The sequence below is a fragment of the Caballeronia sp. M23-90 genome, from assembly GCF_053574605.1.
In genome coordinates this window covers 1-1,519 of record NZ_JBSIPA010000788.1, presented here as the reverse complement: position 1 = coordinate 1,519, position 1,519 = coordinate 1, and the positions used below count along the sequence as shown (strand labels likewise).

At 57.0% G+C, this 1,519-nt stretch carries 2 protein-coding genes; one reads left to right on the top strand and one right to left on the bottom strand.

The annotated features are described in order from the left end of the window. Positions 1-82 precede the first annotated feature (82 nt). On the top strand, positions 83-1,183 hold the full coding sequence (locus ACRXB1_RS35855; protein WP_449494748.1) for an IS110 family transposase: 1,101 nt from the start codon (positions 83-85) through the stop codon (positions 1,181-1,183). 45 nt (positions 1,184-1,228) lie between these two features. On the opposite strand, the gene ACRXB1_RS35850 is transcribed toward ACRXB1_RS35855, so the two are convergent. Continuing rightward, positions 1,229-1,519: hypothetical protein (locus ACRXB1_RS35850; protein ID WP_449494747.1), on the bottom strand; the 291-nt coding region annotated here is incomplete at its 5' end.

Genomic DNA, 1,519 nt, shown 5'->3' with positions numbered 1-1,519 from the left:
TAAGACATGATGGCCTCCAGAGAACGCGGCGTTGACGTTCATCCGATAATTGGACGACCTTCACTGAACCACGGAGACAGTCATGGACAAGATCAAGTTTTATGTCGGGCTCGACGTGCACAAGGATTCGATTGCTATCGCATCGGCCGCGGCCTATTCACGGGACGATCCACACTTCGTCGGCACGACCCGCTATAGCGTCATTTCGCTAACCAAAGCGCTTTCGAAACTTGGCGCACCATCGGAGCTCAGCATTTGCCATGAGGCAGGCCCCTGCGGCTATGGACTAGTGCGTGCGCTGCGCGAGCAGGGGTATCACTGTGAAGTAGTTGCTCCATCGCGCGTCGCCCGCCGGCCGGCCGACAGAATCAAGACGGACCGCCGCGACGCGCTACTACTAGCGAGACTGCATCGGGCGGGCGAACTTGTGCCAGTGGCGGTTCCCAAGCCGCAAGATGAAGCGATCCGAGACCTGGTTCGCGCCCGCGAGGATGCTGTGAACGACCAGCGCAGAGTGCGTCAGAGGCTCAAATCCTTCCTGCTTCGCCATGGTCATGCCTATACCGGCACGCGCTGGGGTCCAAAGCATGAGCTCTTTCTCTCTAAGATCAAGTTCGAGGATTCCGCCCAGCATATCGTCTTTACCGAGTACCGGATCGCGGTGCGGTTTGCCACCGAACTCGTCGAGCGCCTCACGCAGTCGCTGCGCGCCCATGCCGAAACCTGGCGGTGGTTGCCGATGGTCAAAGGTCTGATGACCCTGCGTAGTATCGACTTCATCTCTGCGCTTACCATCGTCGCTGAGCTAGGCGACCTGCGCCGCTTCCCACATCCACGTGAATTCATGGGCTACTTGGGACTTGTGCCGTCAGAACATTCCAGCGGAAACTCGAAGCAAAGAGGCAGGCTGACCAAAACTGGCAACACGCACGTGCGAAGGATACTTATCGAGGCAGCCTGGAATTACCGGTTGCCGGCGAGAATCGGTGAATCGCTCCAGCCTCGGCTGGAAGGGCAACCTCGGCACATCATCGAGATCGCATGGAAAGCGCAGCTTCGGCTCTGCCAAAGATTTCGCCGCCTTCGGGCACGAGGCCTACATCAGAACAAGACGTGTGCTGCAATTGCTCGTGAACTATGCGGATTCATCTGGGACATCGGAACGCGACTGCAGCCAGCCTGAACATTTCAGTAATTTTTTTATCCACGTCATTTCAGTAAGGAGCTGCTATCGCAAGACCTCTATCTTCCACCTGATCGGTAACGCGGCACCGGGCGCGATGTGGGGAACCCTCGAGATTTTTTTGTGAGCACGCGACTGCGTGATCTCCGTGGTTAAGAGCGAGGTAGCCCCGTGACGGAAAGATGAAATGCGGTAACCAGCCCGCGGATATGAGCTTGATCCATCGTCGATAAACAGCCCGTCTGCCGCGTTACCAATCAGGTTGGATACGTTGACGATCGAGATCGCGGCAGCGAGGATGGTGCTCGTCCTGCTTGCAAAAAAAGGCCATATGAA